Raw genomic sequence first — 23,194 nt, forward strand, 5'->3', positions numbered from 1 at the left:
GGATGGTCATTTCGCGTCTTCCGGCGTCATGGCAGGATCATGACGTGACACCGGTGGATGATGCTCGCCTGCGGGAGCTGGTCGTGATGCGCAAGGTCCGCGACCGCATCGATCGCGAGTACGCGAAGCCCTTGGACGTCGAGGCTCTGGCGCGGGGCGTGCACCTGTCTGCCGGCCATCTCAGCCGGCGGTTTCGCGAGACGTACGGCGAATCCCCGTACTCCTATCTGATGACCCGCCGCATCGAGCGTGCCATGGCGCTGCTGCGTCGCGGCGACCTCAGCGTCACCGAGGTGTGCTTCGCGGTGGGCTGCTCCTCGCTGGGCACGTTCAGCACCCGGTTCTCGGAGCTGGTCGGTGTCCCACCCAGCGTGTACCGTGAACGCGCCGCGAACGTCGAGGGCATCCCGTCGTTCCACGCCAAGCAGGTCACCCGACCGATCAGGAATCGAGAAGCGCCGCGCCCTGAGGCGCACCTAACGTGAGCATCATGAAGATCAGCATCCACTACGCCTTCCTCCCGCACACCGACGCCGACGCCGCCCTCGGCTTCTATCGCGACGCCCTCGGCTTCGAGGTGCGCAACGACGTCGGATACGACGGCCTGCGCTGGCTCACGGTCGGCCCGGTCGGCCAGCCCGAGACCTCGATCGTCCTCCACCCGCCGGCCACCGATCCCGGCATCACCGAGGCGGAGCGGCAGACCATCCTGGAACTCATCGCGAAGGGCAGCTATGGCGCTCTCACCCTCGCGAGCGATGACCTGGACGCCCTGTTCGAGCGGCTGGTCGCTGTCGGCGCCGATGTCGTCCAGGAGCCGATGGACCAGCCCTACGGCGTCCGCGACTGCGCGTTCCGCGACCCCGCCGGCAACCTGCTCCGTATCAACCAGGCCGCCTGACGGCGCCACCACCACGAAGGACCCCGCATGACCGCTGCCGAGCACCCCGCGGACACCCACGACCTCATCCGCGTGCAGGGCGCGCGCGAGAACAACCTCAAGGACGTGAGCGTCGACATCCCGAAACGACGTCTGACGGTGTTCACCGGGGTCTCCGGGTCGGGGAAGAGCTCTCTCGTCTTCGACACGATCGCCGCCGAATCGCGCCGGATGATCGACGAGACGTACAGCGCGTTCGTGCAGGGCTTCATGCCCTCGGTGCCGCGTCCCGACGTCGACGTGCTGGAAGGGCTCACCACGGCGATCATCGTGGACCAGGAGCGTCTCGGCGCGAACCCGCGGTCGACCGTCGGCACGGTGACGGATGCCAATGCGATGCTCCGCATCCTGTTCAGCAAGCTGGGCCAGCCCTACATCGGCGGCCCGACGGCGTTCTCGTTCAACATCCCCACGCAGAAGGCCAGCGGCGTCATGACCGGGCCGGGTGGCGAGAAGAAGATCGTGAAGGATGCGATCTACCTCGGCGGCATGTGCCCACGATGTGAGGGCAGGGGAGTGGTGTCGGACCTCGACCTGTCTCAGATCGTCGATGAGTCGAAGTCCCTCGACGAGGGCGCCATCATGGTGCCCGGGTACACCGCGGATGGGTGGATGGTGAAGGGCTTCTCGCAGTCGGGGTTCTATCCGGCAGACAAGCCCATCTCGTCCTTCACCGACAAGCAACGCCACCTCTTCCTCTACGGAGAGGTCACGAAGGTCAAGATCTCGGGCATCAACATGACCTACGAGGGTCTGATCCCGAAGATCACGAAGTCCATGCTCTCGAAAGACCTCGACGCGCTCCAGCCGCACATCCGTGCCTTCGTCGAGCGCGTGGCCACCTTCGCGGTGTGCCCGGAGTGCGACGGTACTCGTCTCACCGAGGGCGCGCGATCCTCGAAGATCGACGGCGTGAGCATCGCCGACGCGTGCCGCATGCAGGTGACGGATCTTGCCGCGTGGGTCCGCGGCCTGGATCTCCCGGGAGCCGGGCCGCTGCTCCAGGCGCTGAGTGCCAACCTCGACGCCTTCGTGACCCTCGGCCTGGGGTACCTGAGCCTGGACCGGCCCTCGGGGACGCTGTCCGGGGGAGAGGCGCAGCGGATCAAGATGCTGCGGCACCTGGGCTCCTCGTTGACCGACGTCACGTATGTGTTCGACGAGCCGACCATCGGGCTGCATCCGCACGACATCGAGCGGATGAACGGCCTGCTGCTCCGCCTTCGCGACAAGGGGAACACGGTGCTCGTCGTCGAGCACAAGCCGGAGACCATCGCGATCGGCGATCATGTCGTGGACCTGGGGCCGGGTGCGGGAAGCGCCGGGGGAGAGATCTGCTATCAGGGGAGCGTCGAGGGTCTCACAGCCAGTGGAACACTGACCGGGCAGCACCTTGACGACCGTGCACAGCTGAAGGACGCCGTGCGTGGCCGCACCGGCGCGATCGAGGTGCGCGGCGCATCCACCAACAACCTCCAGAACGTGGACGTCGACATCCCGACCGGTGTCCTGACCGTCGTCACCGGTGTCGCCGGCTCCGGCAAGAGCTCGCTCATCCACGGTTCGGTGACAGGACGCGAGGGCGTGGTGGCGATCGATCAATCCGCCATCAAGGGCTCGCGTCGCAGCAACCCCGCGACGTATACGGGCCTGCTGGAACCCATCCGGAAAGCCTTCGCGAAAGCGAACGGCGTGAAGCCCGCCCTGTTCAGCGCGAACTCCGAGGGCGCCTGTCCTACGTGCAAGGGCGCCGGTGTCATCATCACCGAGCTCGGGTTCATGGACACGATCGAGACCCCCTGTGAGGACTGCGGCGGTAAGCGCTTCCAGGCGGCGGTGCTGGAGTACAAGCTCGGTGGCAAGGACATCACCGAGGTGCTCGACCTTCCGGTCTCCGAGGCTCGTGTGTTCTTCAGCGAGGGAGAGGCCAAGCTCCCGGCCGCGGCTGCCATCCTCGGACGCCTGGAGGACGTGGGGCTCGGGTACCTGTCGCTCGGCCAGCCGTTGTCGACCCTGTCGGGCGGTGAACGACAGCGCATCAAGCTCGCGATCCAGATGGGCGAGAAGGGCGACGTGTACGTGCTGGACGAGCCGACGACTGGTCTGCATCTCGCGGACGTCGACACGATCCTCGGCCTGTTGGATCGACTTGTCGACGCCGGCAAGACGGTGGTCGTCATCGAGCATCACCAGGCCGTCATGGCACACGCGGACTGGATCATCGACGTCGGCCCGGGAGCCGGCCACGACGGTGGTCGCATCGTGTTCGAGGGAACGCCTGCCGAGCTCGTCGCTGACGGGTCGACGCTGACGGGCGAACATCTCGCGGCGTACGTCGGTCGTTGAGGGGAAAGTCGAACGTTCCGGGCCCTCTGTTGCGCTCGCCCACCCCTTATACGGAGTATCCGATAATGCACATTATGTCAGCTTACTGATGGGAGCCTCTCCTCCGAAAACGGGTCCGTACTCACCCCCGCCGTCTTCGGTGCTCGGCATAATGGTCGCGTGAGCTACGAACTGGCGTTCTGGTCTGGGGGCGACGAACTCGACCCGTTGGAGGCCTACCGCCGTCTCGACGCGGAACCTATGGAACCCGTCCCGGGTCTGCGAGCTGTCGACCCTGCCGAAGTCGATCGAGCGATCGTCGAAGTCCTCGAGGGGTGGACCCGAGATGGGATCCACCTCCACCCGCCCGGAGTCGAGATCGGCTCGGCTCCTGTGTTCGAGATGCACATCGGACGCCACATTGCGAGGTTCTTCGGGTACGGAATCGAAGAGGGCGACCACTTCAACGCCATCATCGACGTCATGCGTCCGCTCGGATACCGCTTGTTCGACCCGCAGACCAACGAGCGATTCGGTTAACCGGGACGCGGCGCTCCCCCGATCGACAGAGCAGCAACGTGAGTCGTAGCCGGCTTGGCCTCGACCGGGTAGAGCGACAACGATCTCGCTCCCCTGTGGTCACGAGTCCCTCCTGATCTCCTGCGCCCGCGCCACGATGTCATCCACTCGCGATTGGAGGAACGGGCCGGGGCACTCCGTTCCCGACCACGTCTCCTTGTGGGTGATGACGTGCTCTCGGTCGATTCGGAAGCGCACCGGAACGCCGTCCAGGGTCCGGCCGTCGAAGCCTGCGAGCCACGCGATCATCTGCGCGATCTCCTCCACCTGCGCGGTGGTCACCGTGTACTCCGGCGCTCCGGTGAAATCCAGCGTCTCCACCGCCACGGACCGCCAGTTCCAGTCCGCGCCGGTGGACGACGGCTTCGCTCCCGGGCGGATGGTCTCGATGACCGAGCCGTCGTGCCGAAGATAGAACGTGGGAGCCGATGATCTCCTGTTGCAGCGGGAGAAGAAGTCCAACTGGTCCGTCGTCGTGCCGGTGTGGTGGATGATGAAGCGGTCGATGACCGGGCCCACGGTTCGACGTTCGCTTCCCGCGATGCTCCGGTCAACGCGCACCGTCGGGTGGGCGCAGTCCTCGAAACCGAGCGGTACCTCGAGACCGGTGACCGCGCGGTCGTAGACCGGCTCGTACTCTGGTAGCCCTCGGGGGTTGTCCGGGCGGCGTCCGGTGTCGTCTGCCTCTCCCCCGGAGCGCGTGGAGAGCCAGATGCCGATGCCGGTCACCGCGACGCCGGTTCCGGCAGCGATGAGGAATCCCCGCCTCGTGTGCGTCGGGACGTGCTCATCGGCGTCCCGTGCTCCCGGGTCCTCCGGATGCTGACCCTCCCTGCGCGTGCTCATGCGGCCTGGTCGTTGTGGTGTGGCTCTCGGGGATCATCCTGCGGGCGTCGTCCTGGCCAGACGAAATGCGCGACCGAGAAGGCGAGGACGGTCCACGAGACGACGAACGCCCACCACGGGAGCGCCGCTCCCCCGCTTCCGCCCGCCAGCACGACCGACACGATGCAGGCGCCGAGTCCGACGACGACCCCGAGGACGGTGACCTCGCCGTGCGCGAGCCACCGCGCGCGCAGCGCCGAGACGAGGCGAAGGGGCAGGCCGATCACCAGGGCGGTGATCATCGACACGACGGACAGGACGACGGCGATGATGCTCGCCCCGACGAAGGACGTCACCCCGTCGTACTCTTCCGCAACTCCGAGCGCGAGGAAGAAAGCCACCATGAACAGGAAAAAGCCGCCGACGAAGAACTGGCCGAGGATGAGCGAGGCGGTCGAGTCGTCGGCTCCCCGAAAACCCCCGCGTTTCCGCAGGCCTGCGGGGACACGGCGAGGCGAGGTCATATCGTGATCCTACGAGGTGCGGCTTCCCGAGCGGGTGCTCCCTGCGGGCTGCCCCTGAACCTGACGACGAGGGTGATTGCGTGAGCGATGGGGCCGAGAACGCAACTGCTGACAGTCGAGCGCGTCGGCTCACATGGGTCACCGGCGGCGTCCTGTTCCTCCTCTCGATCGTCATCTGGTTCACAGCCCGCGGGGAGTTCGCCGGCTTCGCGATCGCGAAGGATGCCGTGTTCGCATCGGCGGCCGCTCTGTTCGTGGTCGGGGGTCGGTCGTGCGGGTAGCGTCACTGGTCGGCGACCGGTGAGCACCGTCGCGACCGTCCTGCTCGCCGTCGCGCCGTTCGCACAGTCGCTTTGGTTCGATCTCGTTCCGGAGTCGCCGGGCGACCCCCACGCGCGCGAAGACGCCTCGGTGCTTGCTGCCGTGCTGTACTACGGGAGCGTGGCCACGTTCGCGATCACCGCCGCCGTAGGAATCGGACGCGCGAAGGTGGGCCCCGCTGTGGGTCGTCTTCTGGACGCCGCTCGCGTTCGTCGTCGGCATCACCGTCTCCTCGTCGGCGCCCTCCGGCACAGCGACATCAAGGATTGCCGGTCATCTCGTCGTCGACGGGCCCGCAATCGGCAACGTCTTCCTCGGCATCGTCGCCCTCGTCCTCGGCATCCGCGAGCAACGTCTGCGCGTCGCGCCGGTCACCATCACCTGAATGACGGCTTCGGCGTCATTCGGTGACGGTTCATGGAGCGCGTGGCCTGACCAGCGCGTAGACGAACATGTCGCGACGACTTCCGGCGATGGACTGCCAGGAGCGGAGCAGTCCTTCGCGGACGAAGCCCGCGTGCTCGATAGACCGACACGACGCTTCGTTCGCCGGCTCGACGTGAGCCTGCAGCCTCTGTAGATCCTCCATCGTCCACGCCCACTCCGACAGGACGCGAAAGGCCATGGAGGCAGTTCCGCGCCCACGACGACGTGGCCGTATCCAGTAGCCGACCGTCCCCCGTCCCTGCTCGATGTCGCGGAGCCACAGACCGATCTGGCCCACGCACTCCCCCTGGCGCTCTATCGCGAAGGAAAATCCCTCACGACCGGGCCGTGAGCCCGCGCCTACAGCAGAGCATGGCCGACCGGTGCAGCGACTCGCGAACCCTGTCTGCGAGCCATTCACCGTACATCTCCATGCCGCAGACCGTGGCCGAGGAGATCGTCCGGTTCGCCGCGTCCGCGTGAGGGCGGCGGTGCGGCGCATCGCTCGCTCCCACCGGTGTGCGTGCCTGCGCTCGACGCAGGAGTAGCGTGGAAGGGTGCCTCAGGTCTCCCACTCCCCCGTCTCCACACCGGGGTGGCGGGCCTGGGCGATCTGGTCCGTCGGCGTCGCGGCCTACGTGCTCGCCATCACCAACCGGACCTCTCTCGGCGCCGTCGGTGTCGAGGCCGCCGACCGCTTCCAGGCGGACGCCTCGACGCTCGCGCTGTTCGCGGTCGTGCAGCTCGCCGTCTACGGGGGGATGCAGATCCCGGTGGGCGTACTCCTCGACCGCTACGGATCCCGTCCGATCATCACGGCGGGGATGCTGCTCATGGCGGCCGGACAGCTCACCATGGCCCTCTCCCCCAGCATCGGCATCGCGATCGTCGCGCGTGTCCTCCTCGGAGCCGGCGACGCCGCCGTCTTCCCTGCCGTGCTGCGACTGGTGGCCACGTGGTTCCCCGCGCAACGCGGGCCCGTCATGGTCCAGTTCACCGGGATCATCGGGCAGGCCGGGCAGCTGATCGCGCTGGTGCCGGTCGCCGCCCTGCTGCACGCCACCACCTGGTCGATCACGTTCGGCAGCATCGCCGGTCTCGGCCTGCTCTTCACGATCCTCGTGTGGCTCATCGTGCGCAACAACCCCGCCGAGAGCGGCCCGGACGTGTCGGTGAACACGGACACCGGAGTCGTGCGTGTCGTGACGTCGGCGATCGACACGGGCGTCGGCATCCGGGCGGCCTGGGCGCATCCCGGCACGCGGCTCGCGTTCTGGTCGCACTTCACCACTCCGTTCGCCGGCACGGTGTTCGTGCTGCTGTGGGGCATGCCGTTCCTCACGGCAGGCGAGGGCCTGACCACCGCCCACGCGGCGGGGATCATCTCGATCTACGTGGTCGCGGGCATGATCCTCGGTCCGATCATCGGCGATCTCTCCCGCCGCCTCCCGAATCACCGCTCGCTCGCCCTCGTCCTCCCCGCCGTCGGCGTGCAGATGGCCGCGTGGATCGCGGTCATCGCCCTCCCCGGCCCCGCCCCGGACTGGCTCCTCTGGGTCCTGGCGATCGCTCTCGCGACCGGGGGCCCCGCGTCGATGATCGCCTTCGACCACGCCCGCACGCACAACCCCGCGCACCGCCTCAGCACGGCGACCGGAGTCACGAACGCGGGGGGCTTCATCGCAGCCCTGATCGCGGTCTTCGTGATCGGCCTCCTCCTCGACGCCCAGGGCGCCGGCACCCCGGACACCTACACGCTCGACGCTTTCCGTGTCGCGTTCCTCACCCCGATCCCCCTCTGGATCCTCGGGGTCGTCTTCATCCTCATCGAACGCAAACGGACGCGCATCCGCATGGGGCTGGATCCCGAGCGGCGTCGCTGAGCGCCCATAGGATGAGGCATGGCCTCCGCTCCCCCGTCGACCGCCCCCGTCTCGAGCGCCCGAGACGGCCGTACGAGGCCACCGTTGACGGCGGGGCTGCTCGCCGGACTGCTCCTCGGCGCACTCTGGATCGTCTCCGGTGCCATCGCTCGACTCACCGGTTCCGACATCGTTCTGACGCGGTTGCTGAGCTTCGCTGGTATCCAACCGCTTCAGAGTCATGCCTGGCTGCTCCCCGGTGCGTGGGGCGTCCTGGTGCTGACGGTGACGGCCGCCGTGGTGTGCAGCGTCGTCTGGGTCGTGGGACGGGGTGCGCAGGGTGTCGGCCGGGCTCCCGCGTTCCTCGTGCTCTGGTTCGGTGCCGTCCTCGCCGGAACGGTCGTCGGGCTGTGCGATGACGTCACCCGGGTCCTGTCCTTCCTCCCTCTCTCGGGCCTGCACGGTCTCACGGCTGCGGTCGTCGAGTCCGCGCCGGACACTGCCTACTGGGGACTCGCCTGGGGCTGGATCCCCGCCTGGGCGTTCTCGCGCAGAGCCGGTGAGGAATCTGCGCGGCGGTGGTCCCCGGGCCTTCTCGGTGTCACCGTCGCGAGCGTGGTCGCTCTCGTCGTGGTCGGGAGCCTGGCCGATGCCGCGTGGCAGCGCCAGATCGTCGAGGAGAACGCCGCGCTGCAGGGCGCCACCGACGAGACGGGAGCCTTCGTCGATCCGGCGGCAGTGGGCGACCCTGTGCCGGAGCGCGCCCCGGGGGCCTCGACTCCCCAGCTTCCCGCGGGCGCCTGCACCCTCGACCGAGCCACACTGCTGCTCGGAACCGCCGACGGGGCCACGGGGCACCGCGCCCAGAGCATCCGGCTGATGAACGTCGGTGAGGAGCCCTGCGTGGTCGAGGGGTATCCCGACATCGCGTTCGCGGACCACAACGGCCATGCGCTCGACGTCGAGGTGCGCCCCGGTTCCTCATTCCTGGCGACCGACCCCGGTATCGCGCCCGTCACGGTGCCGCCCGGCGGCGAGGCGACCGCGGTGATCGGCTGGGATGCCAATGCCACGGACGGCGCTCTCGTCGCCCGCGCCCTGCATGCCGCCGTGCTCCCCGGACTCGACCGCGGCTCGTGGCCGGTCGAGCTCGACATCGTCTCGGGCTCCGAGGTCGAGATCACCGCTTGGCACCTCGGCGCCGCACCCGCCGCGCCGTGACGGCCCTGCGCGCCGTCAGCGCAGCAGGTGCTGCACCGTCTCCACGATCAACTCGACGCTGACGCGCTCCGGCACCTCCGCGTCGCCCGCCTCGAACTCGGCGAGCTCCACGCCGCGGACGTCGGCGGCCGGGATGGCGGCGAACAGCGCGGCCACCTGGTGCGGCAGCAGACCGTCGCCGACCCGATAGGCCGCGGGGATGTAGCCGGGCTCCAGGACGTCCCAGTCGACATGGATCCACACCGGTCGCCCGGCGATGAGAGCGCTCAGCCGCTCCGGCGTGCTCTCCGCGGGGCTGAGGACGGTCACTCCCGCGCCGGCGAGGAGCTCTCCCTCGGCGGGGTCGATGTCGCGGCCGCCGACGACGATGACCTGCCGCGGGTCGATGCCCGCCCCGTGGCCGCTGTCCCACAGGCCGCAGGCGGCGGCGAGGACCATGCCGCCGAGGTAGCCGGAGTCGGTGGTGTCCGGCGTGTTGAAGTCGCCATGCGCATCGATCCAGAGCACCACCGCGTCGGGGTGGTGCTCGGCGACGCTCGGCAGCGTTCCGAGGCTCGCCGCACACGTGTTCGTCACGAGGAGCGGGGTCGTCTCCCCCGCGATCGCCTCCTGCACCGCGGCACGGAGGCCGGCGAGCGTGTCCGAGGCCTCGGGCAGCGCGACCGACCAGTCGTCGAGCCGACCGGGCTCCGGAGTGCCGACCACGACGGGCTCCCGCCGGAGCAGCGAGGACAGGGCGTCGGCGACGCGGCGCGCCCCGACGAGGGCTCCGTCCGTGCGGTCGGCGACGCGACCCTGGTTGAGGATGAGCGCGAAGGGCCTGGTCATCCGCTCAGTCTCCCACCCGGCGCAGACCGCGGCCAAAACCGCCGTATCCGGCCTGCACTATCGCCGGCGCGGCGTCCATCCCGACGGCAGCCCTCCGTCGACGAAGGCGCGGTCCCGGTCTGCCGCCGCCGACCAGCCCTGCGCCTCCTCCTCGGTGTCGAAGGCGCCCCGGGCCACGCGGAAGCCGACGTCCTCGTGGTGCATGCGCGGCGCTCCCCCACGACGGACCGAGGCGCGGACGCTCCAAGCGTCGTCGGCGAACCCGCCGCCGCGGAAGACCCGGTAGTCGTCGTACCGCGCGGGGTCGAGGAGGTCCCAGCACCATTCCCACACGTTCCCGAGCGTGTCGAACAGCCCATGCAGGTTCGGGAGCTTCCCGCCCACGTCCTGCGGCGTGCCGACTCCGTCGGCAGCGGTCCACGCGGCCTCGGCCAGCGGGGCGTAGTGCGGCCCGGTGGAACCGGCGCGGCAGGCGTACTCCCACTCGGCCTCGGTCGGCAGGCGGTAGCCGTCCGCCGTGGTGTCCCAGGCCACATCCTCACCCTCGAAGTGGTAGACGGGATCGAGCCCCTCCCACTCCGAGGCCGCGTTGCAGAAGTGGACGGCCCGCAGCCAGCTCACGTCGGCGACCGGGCGACGAGGATGCCGTGACGGGGTGCCCAGGACCTCGGTGACCTGTTCTTCGGTCACCGGGAAAACACCGAGGGCGAAGGGTTCGAGTTCCACGGTGCGGCGCGTGCGTCGCCGGGCGTCGTGCAGCGTCACCGTGCCGGCGGGAAGACGGACGAGTTCGATGTCGCTCATGCGCGGGGCACGACGACGCTCACGCCGGAGTCCGCTCGACCCAGGTGGGGTACTTCGCTGCGCGGCCGTCTCCGGACGAGGTCCTCGTCACGCGTCGACGCACCCAGGGCCCGACGAACTCCCGGTAGTAGGCCAGACCCGCGGGGCCGGCGGTCCAGCGATCGAGCGGCGCCCACCAGGCTGCCGGCGGCTCGAAGCCGAGGCCATGCAGCACGCGGGCCGCGACACGATGGTGTCCGGCCGCGTTCATATGAAGCCGGTCCTCCGACCAGTACGCGGGCTTCGAGAGCTCCGTGTCCGGCCAGTTCAGGGCGCGGATCACGTCGGGGCGGTCCTCGATCCGCCGCAGGACCGCCTCGGAGAGCAGGTCGCCACGCCGCTGCACGAGGGAGCCCATCGGAAGCTGCCCGCTGGGATTGGCGCCGGAGAGCAGGATCATCGTCACGCCCTCCTCGTCGCACCGTCGCAGCACCCGGCTGAACGCATCGGCGATGTGCTCCAGGTCGGTCCGCGGCCGCAGCATGTCGTTGCCGCCCCCGTTGAACGACAGGTGCGTGGGACGCAGGGCCAGGGCGGGTTCGAGCTGCTCCTCGACGATCGGCCAGGCCAGCTTCCCCCGGATCGCCAGGTTCGCGTACTGGATGGGGTGCCCCGCGGCATCCGCCCATCCCTGCGCGGCGATGTCGGCCCAGCCGCGCTCGCGCCCATCGGGGAGCACATCGCCCACGCCTTCGGTGAAGGAGTCGCCTATCGCGACGAAACGTACATCAGCCACGCGCCCAGCCTATTCCCGGTCCCGGACGTCACCGGTCGTCCAGCGCCGCTCCGCTCCGGTCGACGAGTCCCCACGCGGCGGCCGCCGCGACGAGGAAGCAGGCCGCGAACACCACGAACAGCAGAGGAGCGCCGCCGGCGACGAGGAGGACAGGAACGGCGAGGGGCGCCACGATGGAGGCGATGCGTCCGACCCCTGCGGACCAGCCCGCCCCGGTGCCGCGCAGCGAGGTCGGGTAGATCTCAGGCGTCACCGCGTACAGCGCGCCCCACGCGCCGAGGGTGAAGAACGACAGCGCCATGCCGGCGCCGATGATCATCGGCACGGTCGTGGCGGTGCCGAAGACGACGGCCGACGCGGTCGCCCCCAGCAGGAAGACCGACAGGGTGATGCGGCGTCCCCACACCTCGATGAGCCAGGCCGCCACGGCGTAGCCCGGGAGCTGCGCGAGCGTGATGATGAGGGTGAAGCCGAACGAACGGACGAGGTCGAATCCGGCGTCCACGAGAATGCTGGGGATCCAGATGAAGGCCCCGTAGTAGGCGAAGTTCACGGCCAGCCACACGAGCCAGAGGCACGCTGTCCGCACGCGGAACTCCGCGTTCCAGAGGGTCGCGAGCCGTGCCCGTGCCGTCTTCGCGATGGCCCGCGACGCCGGTTCCTTCCGGAGGGGCGGGGTGTACTCGACTCCCGCATCGGCCTCGAAGGCCGCCACGATGCGATCCGCTTCCGCGATGCGTCCGCGGGACGCCAGCCAGCGCGGCGACTCGGGCAGACCCCACCGCACGACGAGGGCGTAGACCGCGGGGATCGCGCCGAGCGCGAAGGCCCATCGCCAGCCCGCCTCGGAGGCGGGGATGACGAAGAACCCGATGAGCGCGGAGGCCGTCCAGCCGACGGCCCAGAATGCTTCCAGGATGACGATCAGCCGTCCGCGGATGCGCGCGGGAGCGAACTCGCTCACGTAGGTCGAGGCGACCGGCAGCTCCGCGCCGAGACCGAGGCCGACGAAGAACCGCAGCACGAGCAGGGCCGCCACTCCCCCGACCAGAGCACTCGCTCCGGTGGCCACACCGTAGACGAGCAGAGTGAGGGCGAACACCTGCCGGCGGCCGAAGCGGTCAGCGAGAAGACCGCCGAGGGTCGCGCCGACCGCCATGCCGACGAAGCCGAGCGAGGCGATCCAGCCGGCCTCCCCCTTCGTGAGATCCCACTGCTGTGAGAGCGCCGCGATGATGAAGGAGATGAGTCCGACGTCCATCGCGTCGAGCGCCCAGCCGACGCCGGAGCCCGTGAGCAGGCGCAGGTGCCGGCGGGTGAACGGGAGGACGTCGAGGCGCTCGGCGAGCGAGGTGCGGCTCGGCAGAGCGGTATCGGCCATGATTCTCATCGTAGGGCCGGCCGTCCCGCCGGGCCGCGAGATGACGCCCGCTCAGTCGCGGTCGGCGAGGAGCTTCCGCACCCGAGGGATCACCTCGGTGCCGTACAGCTCGATGCTGCGCATCATCGACTCGTGCGAGAGGGTTCCCGTCGCGTACTTGAGGTCGAAGCGGCCGAGCCCGAGGGTCGTGATCGTGTCGGCGATCTTCGCGGCGACGCGCTCCGGCGAGCCGGCATAGAGGGAGCCCTCGGGACCGATGTCGTTCTGGAAACGCGCGCGGCTGTAGGGCGGCCAGCCGCGCTCGCGACCGATGGTGTTGTTCATCGCCTCGAAGCCCGGGTAGGCCTCGTCCCATGCCTCCGCGTCGGTGGGCGCGATGTGTCCCGGCGAGTGCACGGCCACCGGGTGCGCCGTCGTCCCGAAGGAGGCGACCGAGCGGTGGTACAGGTCGACGAACGGCTTGAATCGCCCGGCCGGGCCGCCGATGATCGCCAGCATGAGGCCGAGACCGTGACGCGCGACACGCACGACGGACTCGGGACTGCCGCCCACGCCGACCCACGTGCGCAGACCATTCTCGGTCTTCGGGAAGACGTCCGCGTTGTCGAGCGACGGCCGCAGCGACCCGGACCACGTCACGGGCTCCTCCTTGAGGAGCTCGACGAACAGCTCCAGCTTCTCCTCGAAGAGCCGGTCGTAATCGCGCAGGTCGTAGCCGAACAGCGGGAAGGACTCGATGAACGAACCGCGCCCGAGCACGACCTCCGCCCGCCCTCCGGACAGGGCGTCGAGGGTCGAGAAGCGCTCGAACACGCGCACCGGGTCGTCCGAGGACAGGACGGTCACGGCGGTTCCCAGCCGGATCCGTTCGGTACGGGCGGCGATCGCCGCGAGCACCATCTCCGGAGATGAGACCGCGAACTCGCGACGATGGTGCTCCCCCACGCCGAAGAAGTCCACGCCGACCGTATCGGCCAGCTCCGCCTGGGCGACGACGTTCCGGATGGTCTGCGCGCCGCTGAGCACCTCGCCGTCCTGATCCCGGGTGATGTCGCCGAACGTGTCCAGCCCGAACTCGATGTCCATGTCACACCTTCCTATTCAGGTGAATGGAACACATGGTGGGAGGCGGGCATTCCCGTCACCGAGGCAGCAGCGCGCTCCGCAGCGTGTCCAGCCCGACGCCGCCCAGATCCAGGGCGCGCTTGTGGAAGCCCTTGAAGCTGAACGCGTCGCCCTCCGCCTGCTGGACGGCGTCGCGCACCTGCTCCCAGATGCGCTGACCGACCTTGTACGACGGCGCCTGACCCGGCCAGCCGAGGTACCGGTTGACCTCGAACTGCACGAACTGGTCCGACATGTTGACGTTGCGACGGAGGAAGTCGAGCGCGTAGTCGGCATCCCAGACGCCGTCACCGTCGAGACGGGGCTTGCCGAGGTGCACGCCGATGTCGAGGACCACGCGCGCCGCCCGCATCCGCTGCCCGTCCAGCATGCCGAGGCGATCCGCCGGGTCATCCAGGTAACCGAGCTGCTCCATCAGTCGCTCCGCATACAGCGCCCAGCCCTCCGCGTGACCGGAGGTGCCGGCGAGCAGCCGTCGCCACGAGTTGAGCTCGGCGCGGTTGTACACGGCCTGGGCGATCTGCAGGTGATGCCCCGGCACACCCTCGTGGTACACGGTGGTGAGCTCGCGCCACGTGTCGAACTCGGTGACGCCCTCGGGGACCGACCACCACATGCGGCCGGGGCGCGAGAAGTCGTCAGTGGGGCCGGTGTAGTAGATCCCGCCCTCCTGCGTCGGCGCGATCATGCACTCCAGAGTGCGGATGGCCTCCGGGATGTCGAAGTGCGAGGCGCCGAGCTCGGCGACCGCGCGGTCGCTGGTCTCCTGCATCCACCGCTGGAGCGCCTCGGTGCCGACGAGCTTGCGGGCGGGGTCCGATTCCAGATGCGCGACGGCCTCTTCGACGGAGGCGCCGGGGAGGATCTCGTTCGCGATCGCCGTCTGCTCGGCCACCATGCGGGCGAGCTCTTCGCGACCCCACTCGTAGGTCTCGTCGAGGTCGATGGTGGCGCCAAGGAATCGACGGGAGTTGAGAGCGTAGAGGTCGCGCCCCACGGCGTCCGTCTCACCGGCCTCGGGCGCGAGCTCCTCCGCCAGGAAGCGCCGCAGCTCCCCGTACGCGACCCGCGCAGCCGCGGAGTTGTCCGCCAGGGTGCGGGCGAGAGAGGCCGGAAGCTGGCCTTCCTCGGGATCGGCGTGCGCGACGAACGCCGCGAAGAAGCCGTCGTCGGCGATGTAGCGGTCGATCTGCGTCGCGACCTCTGCGACCTGGCGTCGTGCAGGCGTCACGCCCTCGGCGATGCCCAGGCGCAGCGTCTCGACGTATCCGCGCAGCGCCGCGGGAACCGCGGAGAGCCGGGTGGAGATGACCTCCCAGTCCTCGACCGTCGCGGTGGGCATCAGGTCGAAGGCGGAGCGGACGTCCTGCGCGGCGGAGGCGATGACGTTCAGATCGCGCAGGTGCCACTTCGCCTCGTGCAGCTCGAGGTCGAGGCGCAGCTCCGCACTGAGGTCGGTCTTGGTCACCTCGTCGATCGCGTCGACGGGCTCCAGCGCGGAGAGCGTGTCGAGGGTGGCCCGCGTCGCCGCGGCGATCTCCTCATGACCTTCCGGGCTCAGATCGCCGAACCGGTCGTTGACCTCGGACCGGCCGATGTAGGTGCCGAGAGTCGGCGCCAGGACGGCGATCGTGTCGACCCATTCATCGGCGACCCTGTCGATGGCGGAGGGGGTGCGGGGTGCTGAAGTCATACCTTCCAGCCTAATCCCCGCCCCCGTCGGCCACCGGGATCAGTGCGCGGCTTCGTTCCAGTCCCGACCGCGGCCCACCTGCACGTCGAGCGGCACGGAGAGCTGAGCGGCATCCCCCATCCGCGTGCGGACGATCTGCTCCACCGCATCCCACTCCCCTGCCGCGACCTCGACGACGAGTTCGTCGTGGATCTGCAGCAGCACCCGCGACTCCAGCTTCGCGGCATGGAGGTCGTCGTGGATGTGGAACAGCGCGATCTTCATGATGTCGGCCGCGCTGCCCTGGATCGGGGCGTTGAGCGCCGCCCGCTCGGCGTTCTCCCGCAGCACGCGGTTGGGGCTCGCGAGATCGGGGAACGGCCGCCGACGCCCGAAGATCGTCTCGGTGTAGCCGACCTCCTTGGCCTTCATCACCGAGGCCCGCAGGTAGTCGCGGACCGCGCCGAACCGTGCGAAGTACTCGACCATGAGCTGCTTGGCCTCGGACTGCTCGATGCGCAGCTGCTTCGAGAGCCCGAAGGCGGAGAGGCCGTAGACGAGGCCGTACGACATCGCCTTCACCTTGGTGCGCATCGCCGGCGTGACCTCGGACGGATCGACGCCGAACACGCGGGCGCCGACGAAGCGGTGCAGGTCTTCACCGCTGTTGAACGCCTCGATCAGCCCCTCGTCGCCCGAGAGGTGCGCCATGATCCGCATCTCGATCTGCGAGTAGTCGGCGGTGAGCAGGGTCTCGTAGCCCTCGCCGACCTCGAAGGCGCTGCGGATGCGCCGCGACTCCTCGGTGCGGACCGGGATGTTCTGCAGGTTCGGATCGGTGCTGGACAGGCGCCCGGTCTGGCTGCCCGTCTGCACATAGGTCGTGTGCACCCGGTGGTCCTCGCGGATGGCAGTGTCGAGGGACTCGATGATCTGCCGCAGCTTGGTCGCCTCACGGTGCTGCAGCAGCAGGCTGAGGAACGGGTGCGGGTGGGATTCCTGCAGGTCGGCGAGCACCGCGGCATCGGTCGAGTACCCGGTCTTCGTCTTGCGCGTCTTCGGGAGCTGCAGGTCTTCGAACAGCACCTCCTGGAGCTGCTTCGGCGACCCGAGATTGAACTCACGACCGACGACCGAGAAGGCTTCCTGGGCCAGGGCGTCCGCCCGCGTCGCGAGCTCGGCCGAGAACGTCGACAGCACCTCGTGCGACACGGCGACACCGGCGAGCTCCATGTCGGCGAGTGTGCGGAGCGTCGGCAGCTCGATGTCGCGGAGCACGGCGTCGACCGGCTCCGGCAGATCGTTCCGCAGCGCCTCGGCCACCCGGAGGATGAACCATGCCTCCTGCGAGGGGGTGGCGCCCTCGGTCTCCGGCACGAGCTGCGACGGATCGGCCTCGGGGAGCTTCTCCCCCAGGTAGCGCTGCACGAGGTCGGACAGCGTCTTGTCGGGGAAGCTGGGGCGCAGCAGCCAGCCCGCGAGGCTCGTGTCGTAGGCGAGCCCGCCCAGACGGATGCCCTGACGGAGCAACGCCTTCACCTGCGGCTTGGCGTCGTGCAGCACCTTCGGCGCGTCGGACTCCAGCCACAGGCGCAGCGCCGCGGCCGCCTCCTCCGACCAATCGAGCTCGCGCAGCTCGCTCCCGGTGGCGACACCGACGCGCACAGGTGCGCCCGACTGCACCACGACCCGGAGAGCGACGTCTCCGTCCTGCGCCGCGGCCCAGGTGGCCAGATCCGGGGCGGACACCTGTGCCGGCGTGGGCATCTCGACGACGGAGGCCGGGTCGTCGGCGACCTCGCCCGCTCCGACGGCCTCGAAGACCCGGGGCAGCAGCGTGCGGAACTCCAGCCGGGCGAAGATGTCGCGGACGGCCTCGGCGTCGATCGGGGCGACGGCGAGGTCAGCCGGTGCGACAGGCAGCTCCACGTCGGTCAGCAGGCGGTTGAGCTTGCGGTTGCGGCGGACGTCTTCGATGTGGTCGCGGAGGTTGCCGCCGACCACGCCCTTGATCTCACCGGCACGCTCGAGCAGCTCGTCGAGGGAGCCGAACTGCGTGAGCCACTTGACGGCCGTCTTCTCCCCCACCTTCGGCACGCCGGGGAGGTTGTCGCTGGTCTCACCGACGAGGGCGGCGATGTCGGGATACTGCTCGGGGCGGACGCCGTAGCGCTCCTGCACGGTCGCCGGGTCGTAGCGCTTGAGCTGCGAGACCCCCTGGACGGACGGATACAGCAGCGTGACGTCGTCGGTGACGAGCTGGATGGTGTCGCGGTCTCCCGAGACCACGAGCACGTCGTAGCCCTGGGCCGCCCCCTGCGTGGAGAGGGTGGCGAGGATGTCGTCGGCCTCGATGCCCTCCTGCGTCAGCACCGGGATCGACATCGCCGCGAGGCAGTCCTGCAGCAGCGGGATCTGGCCCTTGAACTCCTGCGGCGTCTCGGACCGGGTGGCCTTGTACTCCGGGTACTCGTCGGTGCGGAACGAGTGGCGGGAGGTGTCGAACGCGATCGCGAGATGCGTGGGCTGCTCGGCCTTGATGAGGTTGACCAGCATGGACAGGAAGCCGTAGATGGCGTTCGTGTGCTGGTTGTCCTTGGTGGTGAAGTTGTCGACCGGGAGGGCGAAGAAGGCCCGGTAGGCGAGCGAGTGGCCGTCGACGACCATGAGGGTAGGCTTTGCGGAGTCCGTCACCCTGTCAGCCTAACGAGGAGCACGGACACCCGCAGAGGAGGATGCATGAGCGAGGTCGCCACCAGCGAAGGACTCGAGTGGGCGGCCGCCCGCGGCATGGGTGCGCTGGCCGAGAAGATGGGCATGGAGTTCGTCGAGTTCGGCATCGACCGCTGTGTGGCGACGATGCCGGTGGAGGGCAACACCCAGCCGGTCGGTCTCATGCACGGCGGCGCCTACGTCGTGCTCGGCGAGTCGCTCGGCTCCATGGCGGCCAACCTGCACGCGGGCGCCGGCCGCCTCGCTGTCGGCGTCGACATCAACGCCACGCACACCCGGTCGGCCACCTCGGGCGTGGTCACCGGAGTCTGCACGCCCGTGCACCTGGGGCGCAGCATCACGGTGCACGAGATCGTCGTGACCGACGATCAGGGCCGGCGCTGCTCGACGATCCGCATCACCAACATGATCAAGGACGCTCCCGCCGCGGGCTGAGCGGCTCCTCCAGCAGCAGCTGGAACAGGATGTGGTCCTGCCACTCCCCCGCGATCCGCAGGTACTTCGGGGCGATGCCGATGCGCTCGAAGCCGGCGGCGGCGAGGACCCGCTGCGAGGCGACGTTGTGCAGCAGCGTCGACGCCTGGAGGCGGTGCAGCCGCAGCTCGTCCCGCGCGTGCTCAGCCACGAGGGCAACGGCGCGCCCTGCGAGCCCGCGGCGCAGTCGGGTGGAATCGATCCAGTACCCGAGATCGGCGCTCCAGAACGCACCGCGCACGATGGTGTTCAGGTTGACCCGGCCGCGGATCTCGCCGTCGTCCGAGAGGATCACGAACCGGGAACTCCGGCCGAGGGCGGCCTCGGCGACGCACTGCTGCGCGTTCTGCTCCTGCCAGTCCTCCGTGAAGAACGCCTCGGAACGCGCCGGCTCCCACGGGGCGAGGTGCTCTCTGTTCGCGAGATACGCGCGCGCGAGCGCCGCACCGTCGCCGGCGCGGACCGGCCGCAGAACGTGCTCTGCGTCCAGCCGGAGCACCGGAGTGCCTTACTTCTTGGGAGCGAGCTGCTCGATGATCGCCTTGGCGACGTCCTGCATCGTCAGGCGGCGGTCCATCGACGCCTTCTGGATCCAGCGGAACGCCTCGGGCTCGCTCAGGCCCATCTTCTCGTTGAGGAGGCCCTTGGCGCGGTCGACGAGCTTGCGGGTCTCGAAGCGCTCGACCATGTCGGCGACCTCGGCTTCGAGGGTGATGATCTGCTCGTGGCGGGCCAGGGCGATCTCGATCGCGGGGAGGAGATCGTTCGGGGTGAAGGGCTTCACGACGTAGGCCAGGGCTCCGGCCTCGCTCGCGCGCTCCACGAGCTCCTTCTGGCTGAACGCGGTCAGCAGCACGACCGGGGCGATGTTGCCCTTGTGGAGCTTCTCGGCGGCGCTGATGCCGTCGAGCTGGGGCATCTTCACGTCCATGATGACGAGGTCGGGACGCAGCTCGGTGGCGAGGGCCACCGCCGTCTCGCCGTCGCCGGCCTCGCCGACGACATCGAAGCCGTTGTCGCGGAGGATCTCGACGATGTCGAGACGGATCAGCGACTCGTCTTCGGCGACGACGACGCGTCGGGGTGCGGATGCCGTGGGCTGCTCAGCCTGTTCTTGCTCGGTCACCCCTCCATCCTAACGGAGAGGTCCCCACCGCCGGCTGAAGACGGCGGGCGCGCGGGGAACCGTCCGTCGTCTGCGCTACAGTCGAAGTCGCGAGACACGGGCCGGCGTGGCGGAATGGCAGACGCGGAGCACTCAAAATGCTTTGTCCGAGAGGGCGTGTGGGTTCGAGTCCCACCGCCGGCACCAGCATCGCGGACCGCTCGCCCCGTCACTCGGCGAGGGCGGCGAGTTCGGCCATCACGCGGGGGTGGGCGAGGATGCGGAAGTGCCCGCCCGTCTCCAGGACGACGTTCTTGGCCCCGGCGAGCTCGCTCCCCTCGGGGATGTGCGGATCGAACGCGGCGTAGATCGAGACGATGCGGGCGTTCACGTCGAGCTCCCGTCCTAGGGCCACGATCGAGGGGTCATCGGGCGAGAACGCCCGCAGCACCCGTCCGGGGAGCAGCCGCGCGTAGCGGGAGCCTCCGAACGGCGTCGCGATGGCGAGCATGCCGCGGATCCGCGCACCCTCCGGGCCGGTCATCACCAGCTTCCCGGCGAGACCGCCCTTGCTGTGGGCGACGAGGAACACGCCGGAGAGGTCGTGCGCGCGCAGGTAGTCGGCCACCTGATCGGCCTCATCCCGGACCGGGAACTGGTTGCGGCGCAGCGCATCCACGACATGGACCGGGTGCCCCCGCTCGTGCAGCGCGACGATAAGCGGCTCCAGGAAGCGCCAGGTCTCGTAGACACCGGCGAGCACCACGATCGGGGCGCGGTCTCCGGTGGTGAAGTCGTCCGCCTGGTCACGGCCGAAGAACGAGCGGACCTGCCAGAACCCCGCGTAGGCGTAGTCTGCGGCCCACCAGCCCAGGATCCTCAGGACGCTGATCGTGCCCTCCCCCGTCGGAGGGGCGCGGCCGGCACCGCCGTCGGCCATGCTCCCGTCGTGTGGGTCAGGATCGCGGACGCCACCGCCCGGGGCGCGGACTGCTGCGCGACATGATGGTGACCGGGGATCTCCACCAGTCGCGAGACGGCCGCCGCGTCGCGCAGGCGCCGACACCACGCGCGTCCTGCGATCGGATCGTCGCTCCCCCGGACGACGAGCACCGGCATGGTGAGAGCCGCGACCCTCTCCTCCAGGGGATATGCGAGCATGTGCCTAACCTGGCGGAGATACCACCGCACGCCGCAGCGCAGATAGTCGGTGAAGACGACCGTGTTGATCGCCGGGGTCTCGCCGACGGTGTCGACGGCCAGGGCCCGGGCCTGCTCGCCGAGAGTCCGGTGGGCGTCGTCGGTGACGGGACCGATCGTCACGACGGTCCGGACGTACTCGGGATGCCGCAGCGCCGTCTCCACGGCCCACTGCACGCCCATCGAGTGCCCGACGAGCACGACGCGATCGTCGTCGAGGCTCGCCACCACCTGAGCCAGGCCCGCCGCCATCTGCGGGATGGAGACGTCGAACCGCGGCTTGGGCAGGCCGCCGAAGCCCGGGAGGTCGACGGAGACCACCCTGGTGGTGTCGGCGAGCACAGCGTGCAGCCGCGACAGGTACCGATGCGACATCCCGATCCCGTGCACGAGGACCACGGTCGGGGCGGCGCTGCCGGCGGGCCGCGGACTCTCCAGGATGCGGAACGTCAGCCCGGAGGTGACGAGGAGACGACGGAGGACCATGGCAGCACGCTAACGGAGGCCGCCGTCACGGCCGAGAGGCTTGACGCACCGGCCCGGAGATGACAGGGAGGGGCGAGGCCGAAGCCCCGCCCCTCCCGGAACGCCCTGCGTCAGACGCCGGCCTTGTAGATCGGCGCGGCGCCGCGGAGCGCATCGCCGACCTTGTGCACGCGCAGGTCGTTCGTGGAACCGATGATCCCGGGAGGGGACCCCGAGATGACGACGACCTTGTCCCCCTCGACGGCGAGGCCGTTCCCGAGGAGGTACTCGTCGACCTGGTGGTACATGAGGTCGGTGTGCTGCACCATGTCGACGAGGGTGGAGCGGAGACCCCAGGTCAGCGCCATACGACGACGGATGCCGGGCTCCGGCGTGAAGGCCAGCATCGGGATGCGGGAGCGCAGACGGGACAGGCGGCGCGCCGAGTCGCCCGACTGCGTGAACACGCACAGGAACTTGGCGTCCACGAACTCCGCGACCTCGAGGGCCGCGAGCGTGATGGCACCACCCTGCGTGCGGGGCTTCGTGGTGAGCGGCAGGATGCGCTCCAGACCGTGCTCCTCCGTCGACTCGATGATCCGGGCCATCGTCTCGACGACGACGACCGGGTAGTCGCCCACGCTGGTCTCGCCGGAGAGCATGACCGCGTCGGCACCGTCGAGGACGGCGTTGGCGACATCGGAGGTCTCGGCGCGGGTCGGCACCGGGCTGTTGATCATCGACTCGAGCATCTGCGTCGCCACGATCACGGGCTTGGCGTTGCGACGGGCCAGCTCGACGGCGCGCTTCTGCACGATCGGGACGGCTTCGAGGGGCAGCTCCACGCCGAGGTCGCCACGGGCGACCATGATGCCGTCGAACGCGTCGACGATCTCTTCGAGCGCGTCGACGGCCTGCGGCTTCTCGATCTTGGCGATGACCGGGACGCGGACGCCCTCCTCCGCCATGATCTCGTGCACGCGGGTCACGTCCGAGGCGTTGCGCACGAACGACAGCGCGATGAGGTCGGCACCGGTCCGGAGGCCCCAGCGGAGGTCCTCCTCGTCCTTCTCGCTGAGCGCGGGGACGTTGACGGCCACGCCGGGCAGGTTGATGCCCTTGTTGTTCGAGACGGCGCCGGCGACGACGACACGCGTGGTGACGGTCACGCCGTCGGTCTCGACGACCTCGACGCGGACCTTGCCGTCGTCGATCAGCAGGAAGTCGCCGGGCTTGACGTCCTGAGGAAGGCCCTTGAACGTCGTGCCGCTGATCTCCTTGTTGCCGATGATGTCCTCGGTGGTGATCTTGAAGATGTCGCCCTTGGCGAGCTCGTACGGTCCGTCCTCGAAGCGGCCCAGACGGATCTTCGGACCCTGGAGGTCCACGAGGATGGCGACGGCACGACCGGAGTCCTCCGCCGCACGGCGCACGTTCGCGTAGTTGTTCTCGTGGACGGAGTAGTCACCGTGGCTGAGGTTCAGTCGGGCGACGTCCACACCGGCATCGATCAGTGCGCGCACCGTCTCATACGTGGAAGTGGCGGGGCCCAGGGTGGCGACGATTTTCGCGCGTCTCAACATGTCTCCAGGGTAGAAGTGGGGGATTA

General features: G+C 69.4%; 23 protein-coding genes and 1 tRNA gene. 9 read left to right on the top strand and 15 right to left on the bottom strand.

The window, feature by feature from the left end; translation table 11 throughout:
• Positions 1-86 precede the first annotated feature (86 nt).
• From CJ226_RS11370 to CJ226_RS11385, 4 genes are all read left to right on the top strand, one after another.
• The gene (locus CJ226_RS11370) at positions 87-485 is read left to right on the top strand and encodes a helix-turn-helix transcriptional regulator (RefSeq protein ID WP_051582213.1); all 399 of its coding nucleotides are present in this window, start codon (positions 87-89) and stop codon (positions 483-485) included.
• A gap of 5 nt (positions 486-490) precedes the next feature.
• A complete protein-coding gene (locus CJ226_RS11375) occupies positions 491-901 on the top strand; it encodes a VOC family protein (RefSeq protein WP_025103449.1) in 411 nt (136 codons plus the stop codon).
• A gap of 27 nt (positions 902-928) precedes the next feature.
• Entirely contained in the window at positions 929-3,286 is a 2,358-nt protein-coding gene (locus tag CJ226_RS11380; RefSeq protein ID WP_102209223.1) for an excinuclease ABC subunit UvrA, read from the top strand.
• A 159-nt stretch (positions 3,287-3,445) separates the two neighbouring features.
• Positions 3,446-3,805 (top strand): hypothetical protein, encoded by a 360-nt coding sequence (locus CJ226_RS11385; RefSeq protein ID WP_102209224.1) that lies wholly within the window; start codon positions 3,446-3,448, stop codon positions 3,803-3,805.
• Between the two features lie 99 nt (positions 3,806-3,904).
• Here the strand turns inward: CJ226_RS11385 and CJ226_RS11390 are convergent, their stop codons facing one another.
• On the bottom strand, positions 3,905-4,690 hold the full coding sequence (locus CJ226_RS11390) for an N-acetylmuramoyl-L-alanine amidase (RefSeq protein ID WP_102209225.1): 786 nt from the start codon (positions 4,688-4,690) through the stop codon (positions 3,905-3,907).
• Positions 4,687-5,193: a hypothetical protein gene (locus CJ226_RS11395; RefSeq protein ID WP_102209226.1), complete on the bottom strand. Its 507-nt coding sequence runs from the start codon at positions 5,191-5,193 to the stop codon at positions 4,687-4,689. The genes CJ226_RS11390 and CJ226_RS11395 overlap by 4 nt, the downstream gene beginning before the upstream one ends.
• A gap of 80 nt (positions 5,194-5,273) precedes the next feature.
• On the opposite strand from CJ226_RS11395, the gene CJ226_RS11400 reads away from it, so the two are divergent.
• Positions 5,274-5,474: a hypothetical protein gene (locus tag CJ226_RS11400; RefSeq protein WP_102209227.1), complete on the top strand. Its 201-nt coding sequence runs from the start codon at positions 5,274-5,276 to the stop codon at positions 5,472-5,474.
• 455 nt (positions 5,475-5,929) lie between these two features.
• Here the strand turns inward: CJ226_RS11400 and CJ226_RS18660 are convergent, their stop codons facing one another.
• A complete protein-coding gene (locus CJ226_RS18660; RefSeq protein WP_102209228.1) occupies positions 5,930-6,442 on the bottom strand; it encodes a GNAT family N-acetyltransferase in 513 nt (170 codons plus the stop codon).
• Between the two features lie 55 nt (positions 6,443-6,497).
• Here CJ226_RS18660 and CJ226_RS11410 point away from each other — a divergent pair, with 55 nt between their 5' ends.
• Together CJ226_RS11410 and CJ226_RS11415 are read left to right on the top strand one after the other, a co-directional pair.
• Positions 6,498-7,823: a nitrate/nitrite transporter gene (locus CJ226_RS11410; RefSeq protein ID WP_025103458.1), complete on the top strand. Its 1,326-nt coding sequence runs from the start codon at positions 6,498-6,500 to the stop codon at positions 7,821-7,823.
• An 18-nt stretch (positions 7,824-7,841) separates the two neighbouring features.
• Positions 7,842-9,023 (top strand): DUF4232 domain-containing protein, encoded by a 1,182-nt coding sequence (locus tag CJ226_RS11415; RefSeq protein WP_102209229.1) that lies wholly within the window; start codon positions 7,842-7,844, stop codon positions 9,021-9,023.
• A 15-nt stretch (positions 9,024-9,038) separates the two neighbouring features.
• Here the strand turns inward: CJ226_RS11415 and CJ226_RS11420 are convergent, their stop codons facing one another.
• Genes CJ226_RS11420 through polA form a run of 7 tightly spaced genes read right to left on the bottom strand, consistent with a single transcriptional unit; the run spans position 9,039 to position 18,302 of the window.
• Positions 9,039-9,851 (bottom strand): arginase family protein, encoded by an 813-nt coding sequence (locus tag CJ226_RS11420; RefSeq protein ID WP_102209230.1) that lies wholly within the window; start codon positions 9,849-9,851, stop codon positions 9,039-9,041.
• A 57-nt stretch (positions 9,852-9,908) separates the two neighbouring features.
• Positions 9,909-10,655, bottom strand: coding sequence for an SUMF1/EgtB/PvdO family nonheme iron enzyme (locus CJ226_RS11425; protein ID WP_102209231.1), 747 nt, complete (start codon positions 10,653-10,655; stop codon positions 9,909-9,911).
• Between the two features lie 19 nt (positions 10,656-10,674).
• The gene (locus CJ226_RS11430) at positions 10,675-11,430 is read right to left on the bottom strand and encodes an SGNH/GDSL hydrolase family protein (RefSeq protein ID WP_102209232.1); all 756 of its coding nucleotides are present in this window, start codon (positions 11,428-11,430) and stop codon (positions 10,675-10,677) included.
• Between the two features lie 28 nt (positions 11,431-11,458).
• A complete protein-coding gene (locus CJ226_RS11435; RefSeq protein ID WP_062634551.1) occupies positions 11,459-12,811 on the bottom strand; it encodes an MFS transporter in 1,353 nt (450 codons plus the stop codon).
• Positions 12,812-12,862: 51 nt separating this feature from the next.
• A complete protein-coding gene (locus CJ226_RS11440) occupies positions 12,863-13,897 on the bottom strand; it encodes an LLM class flavin-dependent oxidoreductase (protein ID WP_102209233.1) in 1,035 nt (344 codons plus the stop codon).
• A 55-nt stretch (positions 13,898-13,952) separates the two neighbouring features.
• Positions 13,953-15,629 (bottom strand): DUF885 domain-containing protein, encoded by a 1,677-nt coding sequence (locus CJ226_RS11445; protein WP_025103465.1) that lies wholly within the window; start codon positions 15,627-15,629, stop codon positions 13,953-13,955.
• 39 nt (positions 15,630-15,668) lie between these two features.
• Positions 15,669-18,302 (bottom strand): DNA polymerase I, encoded by a 2,634-nt coding sequence (polA, locus tag CJ226_RS11450; protein ID WP_180964587.1) that lies wholly within the window; start codon positions 18,300-18,302, stop codon positions 15,669-15,671.
• Between the two features lie 45 nt (positions 18,303-18,347).
• Here polA and CJ226_RS11455 point away from each other — a divergent pair, with 45 nt between their 5' ends.
• Positions 18,348-18,776, top strand: a complete 429-nt coding sequence (locus CJ226_RS11455) for a hotdog fold thioesterase (protein WP_062634544.1) — start codon at positions 18,348-18,350, stop codon at positions 18,774-18,776.
• Here the strand turns inward: CJ226_RS11455 and CJ226_RS11460 are convergent.
• The gene (locus CJ226_RS11460; RefSeq protein WP_102209235.1) at positions 18,751-19,314 is read right to left on the bottom strand and encodes a GNAT family N-acetyltransferase; all 564 of its coding nucleotides are present in this window, start codon (positions 19,312-19,314) and stop codon (positions 18,751-18,753) included. The genes CJ226_RS11455 and CJ226_RS11460 overlap by 26 nt on opposite strands.
• 9 nt (positions 19,315-19,323) lie before the next feature.
• Positions 19,324-19,941, bottom strand: a complete 618-nt coding sequence (locus tag CJ226_RS11465) for an ANTAR domain-containing response regulator (protein WP_025103469.1) — start codon at positions 19,939-19,941, stop codon at positions 19,324-19,326.
• A gap of 100 nt (positions 19,942-20,041) precedes the next feature.
• On the opposite strand from CJ226_RS11465, the gene CJ226_RS11470 reads away from it, so the two are divergent.
• Positions 20,042-20,127, top strand: a tRNA-Leu gene (locus CJ226_RS11470).
• Between the two features lie 22 nt (positions 20,128-20,149).
• On the opposite strand, the gene CJ226_RS11475 is transcribed toward CJ226_RS11470, so the two are convergent.
• The 3 genes from CJ226_RS11475 to pyk form a co-directional block, all read right to left on the bottom strand.
• The gene (locus CJ226_RS11475; RefSeq protein ID WP_062634539.1) at positions 20,150-20,860 is read right to left on the bottom strand and encodes a triacylglycerol lipase; all 711 of its coding nucleotides are present in this window, start codon (positions 20,858-20,860) and stop codon (positions 20,150-20,152) included.
• The gene (locus CJ226_RS11480; RefSeq protein WP_102209236.1) at positions 20,800-21,606 is read right to left on the bottom strand and encodes an alpha/beta fold hydrolase; all 807 of its coding nucleotides are present in this window, start codon (positions 21,604-21,606) and stop codon (positions 20,800-20,802) included. The genes CJ226_RS11475 and CJ226_RS11480 overlap by 61 nt, the downstream gene beginning before the upstream one ends.
• Before the next feature lie 110 nt (positions 21,607-21,716).
• Entirely contained in the window at positions 21,717-23,165 is a 1,449-nt protein-coding gene (gene pyk / locus CJ226_RS11485) for a pyruvate kinase (RefSeq protein ID WP_062635190.1), read from the bottom strand.
• Positions 23,166-23,194 lie beyond the last annotated feature (29 nt).

The organism is Microbacterium sp. UMB0228 (assembly GCF_002871415.1).
Taxonomy (GTDB): Bacteria; Actinomycetota; Actinomycetes; order Actinomycetales; family Microbacteriaceae; genus Microbacterium.

Bases quoted from the DNA above. Each gene is read 5' to 3' on its own strand.
- CJ226_RS18660 (WP_102209228.1), bottom strand. From the start codon at position 6,442: ATGCGCCGCACCGCCGCCCTCACGCGGACGCGGCGAACCGGACGATCT.
- CJ226_RS11375 (WP_025103449.1), top strand. From the start codon at position 491: ATGAAGATCAGCATCCACTACGCCTTCCTCCCGCACACCGACGCCGAC.
- CJ226_RS11420 (WP_102209230.1), bottom strand. From the start codon at position 9,851: ATGACCAGGCCCTTCGCGCTCATCCTCAACCAGGGTCGCGTCGCCGAC.
- CJ226_RS11475 (WP_062634539.1), bottom strand. From the start codon at position 20,860: ATGGCCGACGGCGGTGCCGGCCGCGCCCCTCCGACGGGGGAGGGCACG.
- CJ226_RS11380 (WP_102209223.1), top strand. From the start codon at position 929: ATGACCGCTGCCGAGCACCCCGCGGACACCCACGACCTCATCCGCGTG.
- CJ226_RS11390 (WP_102209225.1), bottom strand. From the start codon at position 4,690: ATGAGCACGCGCAGGGAGGGTCAGCATCCGGAGGACCCGGGAGCACGG.
- CJ226_RS11395 (WP_102209226.1), bottom strand. From the start codon at position 5,193: ATGACCTCGCCTCGCCGTGTCCCCGCAGGCCTGCGGAAACGCGGGGGT.
- CJ226_RS11370 (WP_051582213.1), top strand. From the start codon at position 87: ATGCGCAAGGTCCGCGACCGCATCGATCGCGAGTACGCGAAGCCCTTG.
- CJ226_RS11480 (WP_102209236.1), bottom strand. From the start codon at position 21,606: ATGGTCCTCCGTCGTCTCCTCGTCACCTCCGGGCTGACGTTCCGCATC.
- CJ226_RS11435 (WP_062634551.1), bottom strand. From the start codon at position 12,811: ATGGCCGATACCGCTCTGCCGAGCCGCACCTCGCTCGCCGAGCGCCTC.
- CJ226_RS11445 (WP_025103465.1), bottom strand. From the start codon at position 15,629: ATGACTTCAGCACCCCGCACCCCCTCCGCCATCGACAGGGTCGCCGAT.
- CJ226_RS11455 (WP_062634544.1), top strand. From the start codon at position 18,348: ATGAGCGAGGTCGCCACCAGCGAAGGACTCGAGTGGGCGGCCGCCCGC.
- CJ226_RS11440 (WP_102209233.1), bottom strand. From the start codon at position 13,897: ATGGACATCGAGTTCGGGCTGGACACGTTCGGCGACATCACCCGGGAT.
- CJ226_RS11415 (WP_102209229.1), top strand. From the start codon at position 7,842: ATGGCCTCCGCTCCCCCGTCGACCGCCCCCGTCTCGAGCGCCCGAGAC.
- CJ226_RS11425 (WP_102209231.1), bottom strand. From the start codon at position 10,655: ATGAGCGACATCGAACTCGTCCGTCTTCCCGCCGGCACGGTGACGCTG.